The 6485-nt window shown below is 44.0% G+C and carries 8 protein-coding genes and 1 tRNA gene; 4 read left to right on the top strand and 5 right to left on the bottom strand.

Annotation, left to right across the window (positions count from 1 at the left end):
* Positions 1-341: 341 nt before the first annotated feature.
* The 4 genes from B2118_RS06520 to B2118_RS06505 form a co-directional block, all read right to left on the bottom strand.
* Positions 342-617: a hypothetical protein gene (locus B2118_RS06520; protein WP_428054336.1), complete on the bottom strand. Its 276-nt coding sequence runs from the start codon at positions 615-617 to the stop codon at positions 342-344.
* Positions 618-653: 36 nt separating this feature from the next.
* Positions 654-1448 carry a hypothetical protein gene (locus B2118_RS06515; protein WP_428054334.1) on the bottom strand — a complete coding sequence of 265 codons (795 nt, stop codon included), beginning with the start codon at positions 1446-1448 and terminating at the stop codon, positions 654-656.
* Between the two features lie 136 nt (positions 1449-1584).
* A tRNA-Met gene (locus tag B2118_RS06510) sits at positions 1585-1658 on the bottom strand.
* A 76-nt stretch (positions 1659-1734) separates the two neighbouring features.
* The gene (locus tag B2118_RS06505) at positions 1735-2331 is read right to left on the bottom strand and encodes a tetratricopeptide repeat protein (RefSeq protein ID WP_428054332.1); all 597 of its coding nucleotides are present in this window, start codon (positions 2329-2331) and stop codon (positions 1735-1737) included.
* A 217-nt stretch (positions 2332-2548) separates the two neighbouring features.
* On the opposite strand from B2118_RS06505, the gene B2118_RS06500 reads away from it, so the two are divergent.
* Genes B2118_RS06500 through B2118_RS06490 form a run of 3 tightly spaced genes read left to right on the top strand, consistent with a single transcriptional unit; the run spans position 2549 to position 4858 of the window.
* Positions 2549-3310, top strand: coding sequence for a glycosyltransferase family 2 protein (locus tag B2118_RS06500; RefSeq protein WP_428054330.1), 762 nt, complete (start codon positions 2549-2551; stop codon positions 3308-3310).
* Positions 3307-4098 (top strand): polysaccharide deacetylase family protein, encoded by a 792-nt coding sequence (locus tag B2118_RS06495; protein ID WP_428054328.1) that lies wholly within the window; start codon positions 3307-3309, stop codon positions 4096-4098. The genes B2118_RS06500 and B2118_RS06495 overlap by 4 nt, the downstream gene beginning before the upstream one ends.
* Position 4099: 1 nt before the next feature.
* Positions 4100-4858: a polysaccharide deacetylase family protein gene (locus B2118_RS06490; protein ID WP_428054326.1), complete on the top strand. Its 759-nt coding sequence runs from the start codon at positions 4100-4102 to the stop codon at positions 4856-4858.
* Here the strand turns inward: B2118_RS06490 and B2118_RS06485 are convergent, their stop codons facing one another.
* A complete protein-coding gene (locus B2118_RS06485) occupies positions 4859-5467 on the bottom strand; it encodes a type IV pilin protein (protein ID WP_428054324.1) in 609 nt (202 codons plus the stop codon).
* Between the two features lie 27 nt (positions 5468-5494).
* Between B2118_RS06485 and B2118_RS06480 the strand changes: the two genes are divergently transcribed.
* Positions 5495-6403, top strand: a complete 909-nt coding sequence (locus tag B2118_RS06480; RefSeq protein WP_428054322.1) for an IS1595 family transposase — start codon at positions 5495-5497, stop codon at positions 6401-6403.
* Positions 6404-6485: the final 82 nt, after the last annotated feature.

Genomic DNA, 6485 nt, shown 5'->3' with positions numbered 1-6485 from the left:
ACGTTTTGGCCTTTATACCCATTCTGAACTTGTTTCAGAATCTACCTCTTGGGTAGTTGTCGTCATCCTGGAAAGTCAGCCGACGCGGAGCGTTCTAGGATCTGTTGTTATTAAAAAAGGAAAACAACGGATACTGGACAGAAACATTCCAGTATGACTTTCTTAAATAACAACCACTACGTTCCTGAAACCCCGCGGGCCGCCAGTTTAAGATGACCTTTTTTGATAGGGCACACCCCAGTAAGTTTAAAACCCTGGGATAACTTTTTATTTGCCTTCTTTTCACTCCATTAAAAAACCCCGCGCTTGGCGGGGCTTTTTATTCACTAAAACAACTTATCTTATTCAGCGTCTTCCTCGTTATAATTGCGCACAAAGAGCACAATATACGCCAGCCAAGTGGCCCCGAAAAAGATAAAAAAGCAGTAGGAAAACCACCACAACTTATTAAGCGGGTTGTAATCCGTCATAAGGGAATCCCATAACAGGGAACCCAAAATTACCGCCAAGTACCCCCACACGCACAGCGCCAGGAGTTTTAACAATGAGTCAAACGTGCCGACGATAAAACCCTTTTCGGCATACGGTTTTTTTAAATAAGAAATAATCGCTTGCATAAAACTATTCTATTCTCCCTTTATTAAATTGTCAAGTTATTGCTGCATTGCCGGGTCCGTGGCGTTATAGCCAAAGCCTTGGTCAGAGGCTAATGTCGGGTCCGTAAAGCCGGCTGGGGCGGCGCCGTCTGCGCTATATGCGGGGGTAGCCGCGTTCAGGTCCGCTTCAAAATCGTTGCCGGAAGAAGTAGCCGTTTGCGTGGAATAGGTTTCCGGCATATAGTTGGGGTTATACGCGTCCGGCGCGTTGTTTGCCTGCGGGGTTACGGAATAGGCCTGCGCCAATTCGTCCGGCTCTGGCTGTTGAACCACCTCTTTCATATAGCGTTTGGCCTTGGTTTGGCGCGCCAAAAGGCCCGCCTTGGTTTCGTTAGCCAAGGTTACTTTTTGGTCTGCGGACATTGTGCGGGCCGGCTTTTCCTGCGCGGCTTTGGCTTGCTGTTCGACCTGCAAGAGCGCCTGTTTTTTCTGCGCTTCTTCCAGCGCGATTTTTTCCTGCTCGCTTAACGTATCATTTGTGAAAGCGGGGAATTTGGACGTATCCACATAATTTTGCGAAACGGCTACGCCGTCTTTATCAAAATACACTTGCTTGCGCTGTTTTTCAGCCTCGGTTGAGGCGTCAGCGGGCTTGGCGGACGAAACGCCGTAATACACCACTTCCGGCCCGGGGGCAACAGGCGCGGCCTGTTCCGGCGTTAAGCAATATTGCACGCGCTGGCGGGTAGTAGCGTCCTGGTGCGCATCCACGCGGGTTTCGCAAGTGGAAGCGCAAAACGCCGGCAAGGCGGCGCTAAAAAACACAAAAAAAGAAGCGAAGGTTTTTTTCATATTTATCTCCGTACCTTTATGATAGTACATTTTGGGGCGTTTTGCACGAAAATCAGCCCGATTTTTCCCCATACAATTGGGCTGGGTTCAAAATCTACGAAAAACGCCCTCTGCTAATGCAAAGGGCGTAAAAAAATGTCACCGGGTGGGCTCGAACCACCGACCTAGCGCTTATGAAACGCTCGCTCTAACCAACTGAGCTACGGTGACGTAAATCTTGTATATTTATTATAACAAAACAAACACCGTTTGCGCAAACTTTTTTATTTTCCCGTCGGAGAAATGCTTAATCCACCATTGAATAAATATTCAGTTTTTCGGGAATTTTGGCACTTTTAGCGGTGTTAAAATCCTTTTCCGCCAAGTCTGTTTTGCCCATTTTCATATACACGGCCCCGCGCGCGTTGTACACCTCGGCCGCCGGGCGCAGGTTAATCACAGACGTATAATCCCGCACGGCATCTTCGTAGCGGTCCAGCATAAAGTTCACACCGCCGCGGCTGAAAAAGATTTCCACCTTGTCCGGCTTTAAACTGGAAGCCAAATTCAGCACGCTTAACGCGTTTTCAAAATCCCCCTTGGCCGCCAAGGTGCTGGCGTAGGCGGTATAAGCGTCCACCTGATAGGGGTTATCTTGCAGGACACGCAAAAAATCCTTTTCCGCCAAGTCGTATTCGCCTAAAAAGAAATACACCGACCCGCGCGAAGCGTACCCTTCCAAGTTATCCGGGTTTAATTTTAACGCTTGCGTATAGGCCTTAATGGCTTTATCCGCGCGGCCGTCTTTAAAATAACCGTCGCCGCGGAGCAAATATTCGCTGGACGTTGGCAACGTGGTACACGCGGCCAACAGGAAAGGGAGCAGGAACAAAAGTTTCTTCATAGTATCCTCCTAGATGCCAAAATTATAGCACATTGGGCCCATTTTTTTCTAGGTACTTATTTTAAAAAAAATAGGTCCAAAGACCCTGTTTTTAGGCCCCTGTAAGTGGTAATCTATTAATATAGAAGACGATTTCCTTTTCATCCAAACCGCAGTAGTCCCAAACCCTGCTACTGCGGTTCCCCTTTTTATATAAGGCAAATGCTATAATAAGTATATGAAAACGCCTAGAATTTCCCTTTTTATTATTGCTAAAAACGAAGAAGCAAAAATTGCCAAGTGCATTTTAAGTACGCGCGGACTGGTGAGCGAGGTAATCGTCGTCAATTCCTTATCCAAAGACAAAACTTCCCTCGTCTGCCGCGAACTGGGCGCGCAAGTATATGACCGCGCCTTTGACGGGTTTACCTCGCAAAAGAACTACGCCCTTTCCAAGGTAACGGGCGACTGGGCCCTAAACTTGGACGCGGACGAAACGCTATCGCCCGAACTAAAAGAAGAAATCGCCCAAGCCGTCAAAAACCCGGCCTTTGCGGGCTACGATATTCCCTTTTGCAACTACTTTTTAGGCAAAAAAATGCGTTTTAGCGGCCTAAATAAAGAAACCCACCTGCGCCTAGTCAAAACCAAAAGTGCCAAATATGTGGGCGGACTTGTGCACGAGGGGCTAGATGTTAAGGGCAAAATCGGTCGCTTGAAAAATGCCATTAACCACTATTCCTACGACACTATTGAAACCTATTTCCGCAAATTTAACCGTTACACCTCCTTGGCGGCGGAACAAATGTACAAAAACGGCAAACGCTTCTCACTTATTAAAGTAGCGTTTACGCTTCCGTTTGAATTTTTTAAACGCTACATTTTAAAGTTGGGTATCTTTGACGGCGTGCGCGGGCTGTTTTGGGCTGCGTTTTCCACCTTTTATGTGCTGGTTAAAAATGCCAAACTTTGGCAATTACAGGAGCAAAAAGAAAAATGACCGTGTGTTTGCTGGCTTTGCTTATTTTAGCAGTATTTTTATTTTGGCGTTTCCCGGTGCTGCGCAAAACGTGGTATCTGCCCCCCAGAAAGGGCTTTGTGGCGTTAATGTATCACCACGTTGGCGTGTTGGACGACCCCGCAGAACAGCAATATCCCTTTACTATGCGCCCGGAAATGTTGGAACGGCAAATTTTATTTTTAAAATCACGCGGCTACACCCTAGTATCGCTAGACGACGTACAAACGGCCTATCAGGCGGGCAAATCGCTTATTGAAAAGCCCGTAATGTTCACGTTTGACGACGGCTACGAGGATAATTACACCACGCTATTTCCCCTCTTAAAAAAATACAATGTGCCCGCTCTTATTTTTTTGATTACCGATTATATTGAAAAACGCCCCGGCTATTTGACGTGGGCGCAAATTGACGAAATGCAAAAAAGCGGGCTTGTAACCTTTGGTTCACACACTTGTTCACACCGCCGCCTGCGCAGTTTATCCGACGAGGAAATTTGGACGGAACTCACGCAAAGCAAGCAAATTTTGGAAGAAAAACTGGGCTGCCCGGTTACGGCGTTGTGTTATCCCTACGGAGCCGGCGGCTTTGACAAGCGCGTCCGTCCGCAGGTGTTTAAGGCCGGATATCTGTTTGATTTCAGCACCAAAAAGGGTGTAAATCCTTGGCCGTGGCGCGGCAAATCCACCTTGCGCCGTGCGTTCCCGCGCGGGGGCGAAACGATGTTTGACTACTATTTGCAAATCACCCGAGGGGAAAGCCGCTTATAATATGCTTTATCTCGCACTCGGGCTCGTTATTCTGGCAGGAATTTTGACGGGGATTGCCTTGTACCGCAAGCCAAATGCACTATTCATATTGGCTTATGAAAAAATCGGCAAGGCGCCCCAAAATTCCCGCTTAAAAAACGAGTGGATAACCGTCAAACAACTTAAAAAAACGCTTTTATGGCTTCGTGCGCACGGGTTTACCCCAATAAACGCAGGAAGATTGACCGCATCAGCCACCAGGCCCCCCAAACCTGTTTTATTGGTATTTATGGGCGGGTACAAATCTTTTCTAACCGATATTTTCCCCTTATTGCAAGACTCCCAAACACCGGCCACATTATTTTTACCTACAAATACCACCGGCACCTATAACAAATGGCAAAACCCGCACCAAGAGCCGTGGCAAAATTTACTAACAGAAAAAGAGTTAAAAACGCTTGCCAAAAGCGGGCTTATTTCCTTTGGCGCACTGGCCCTAAACGGGGAGGATTTATCCGCCTTGCCTACCGACCAGGCCGCCTATTTAGCGCAGGAAAGCGTTTTCCGCCTGCATACGCAACTGGGGTTAAAGGCGGAAGGCTTTGCCTTTTATCCCGCTGAAAAAAAGATAAAAAATATTACGGATATTGCCCCTAAAAACTTGACTGTTTTTATAGATAATCCCACCCCCAACGCTTTAACGGAAAAGGCTGTATTGAACGTATTTTTCCCCCAAAAACACCCGTGGAAAACCTTTTGGAACCTGTTTATCCGCCGCTAGTTAATTGCCTAAAAAGTAATAGTAAAATTGCTTGCCATAATCATTAGTCCAATTCCCGGAGGGGTCTTCCCGTCCGGAAATATTACGGCAAATTTTAAGGCCAAACTCTTTGTCAATGTTCGCGGCACAATGCATATAAGGAGAATTTAAATATTTTTCCAACAACACCTCTATTTTATTATCATAGCATTGGAAAGCGTAAATGTTAGAATTTTTTATGGCTATTTGACAGCGTATATCATTACTGACAATGGTCCGCTCATTTATTTTTTTAAATCCCGACGGCATTGCTATAATTAAGCCGTCTAAATTGGCGGCATAGCGGCCTGTTTGCATATAAAAATGCTGCTGGGCTTGATCCACTGCTCGGACAAGTGCATACATTGAAGACACCCTACTCATCCCTACCGCCACCCGGTACGACGGTATGGCAGCCGCCGCCAAAATACCGATGATAAGAACGACAACTAGGAGTTCTATGAGAGTAAAACCTGAATTAAGCGCGCAGGCACTTGTTGTTAAGCCGTCATCCCGTAGTGTCTTTATACGGGATCTGTCGTTTATAAAAATAAACGGAATTATCCCTTGACAAATAGTAAATAATTTCATATACTGTTAGATATAGGAGAAGTGTATATGAATTATTTTGAGTTTCAAAAGAGGTTTAATACTGAGTTGGATGTGATTAAATATTTTATAGACCAAAAATATCCAAATGGTATATATTGTCCTAAATGTGGATCTACGTATAATGTGTATCACAGGCATACATCTCCTAGGATGTGTCATTGCAATAACTGCAATAGTGAGTTTTCTATTTTTGCAAATACGATTTTTGAGAAATCAGATACAGATTTAAGAAAATGGTTTTATGCTATAAATCTTGTTCTAATAAGTAGGAAAGGTGTATCTGCGATGCAGTTAAAAAGGGAATTAGGTGTAACATACAAAACGGCTTGGAGAATGTTAAAACAAATAAGGTCTGCTATGGGAAATACTGATATGAGCAAAGCCTTTGAAGCCATTGTTGAAATTGATGAAACCTATGTGGGTGGAAAACCAACGAAAACAACTGGAAAAGATGATGATGATTTGCCTAAAGCACCCAGAGGCAGAGGAACTAGAAAAACCGCTATAATAGGTGTTAAAGAGCGAAAAACCAATAAAGTATATGCCGTTGTGGCTTTACCCAATAAAGAGGGTAAAAAACTTACTGGAAAGCAATTATTTGCCGTATTAGATAAGGTATGCAAAAACAATACTTTAGTTATGCCAGATGATTATAGGGGTTATAATATCTTAAATTATCCTAATAAGAATAATTTTGTTCGTTTATCTGTAAATCATAGTATTGGTCAATATAGTATAGGTGATGGAATACATACTAATGGTATAGAAAGTTTTTGGGCTTTATTAAAAAGAGGTATCTTTGGTATTTACCATCATATTTCGGTAAAATATATGCAAGAATACGTAAATGAATTTTGTTTTAGACTAAATGATAATACCTTTGATGGTTTAGTTAAACAATGTGTGTTAGGATAATACATATATAAAATACAGGATTGAAAAAGGAATTTAAAAATGCTTGAAAAAAATATAAATAACAGCCAACAGCCAACAGCCA

Origin of the sequence: Candidatus Avelusimicrobium stercoris, assembly GCF_002437085.1 — a bacterium.
Classification (GTDB): domain Bacteria; phylum Elusimicrobiota; class Elusimicrobia; order Elusimicrobiales; family Elusimicrobiaceae; genus Avelusimicrobium; species Avelusimicrobium stercoris.
This window is presented reverse-complemented; position numbering and strand designations above follow the sequence as displayed.

What these genes read in the sequence shown, in the direction of transcription:
- B2118_RS06520 (WP_428054336.1), bottom strand. Translation starts at nt 617, where the DNA reads ATGCAAGCGATTATTTCTTATTTAAAAAAACCGTATGCCGAAAAGGGT.
- B2118_RS06515 (WP_428054334.1), bottom strand. Translation starts at nt 1,448, where the DNA reads ATGAAAAAAACCTTCGCTTCTTTTTTTGTGTTTTTTAGCGCCGCCTTG.
- B2118_RS06505 (WP_428054332.1), bottom strand. Translation starts at nt 2,331, where the DNA reads ATGAAGAAACTTTTGTTCCTGCTCCCTTTCCTGTTGGCCGCGTGTACC.
- B2118_RS06500 (WP_428054330.1), top strand. Translation starts at nt 2,549, where the DNA reads ATGAAAACGCCTAGAATTTCCCTTTTTATTATTGCTAAAAACGAAGAA.
- B2118_RS06495 (WP_428054328.1), top strand. Translation starts at nt 3,307, where the DNA reads ATGACCGTGTGTTTGCTGGCTTTGCTTATTTTAGCAGTATTTTTATTT.
- B2118_RS06490 (WP_428054326.1), top strand. Translation starts at nt 4,100, where the DNA reads ATGCTTTATCTCGCACTCGGGCTCGTTATTCTGGCAGGAATTTTGACG.
- B2118_RS06485 (WP_428054324.1), bottom strand. Translation starts at nt 5,467, where the DNA reads ATGAAATTATTTACTATTTGTCAAGGGATAATTCCGTTTATTTTTATA.
- B2118_RS06480 (WP_428054322.1), top strand. Translation starts at nt 5,495, where the DNA reads ATGAATTATTTTGAGTTTCAAAAGAGGTTTAATACTGAGTTGGATGTG.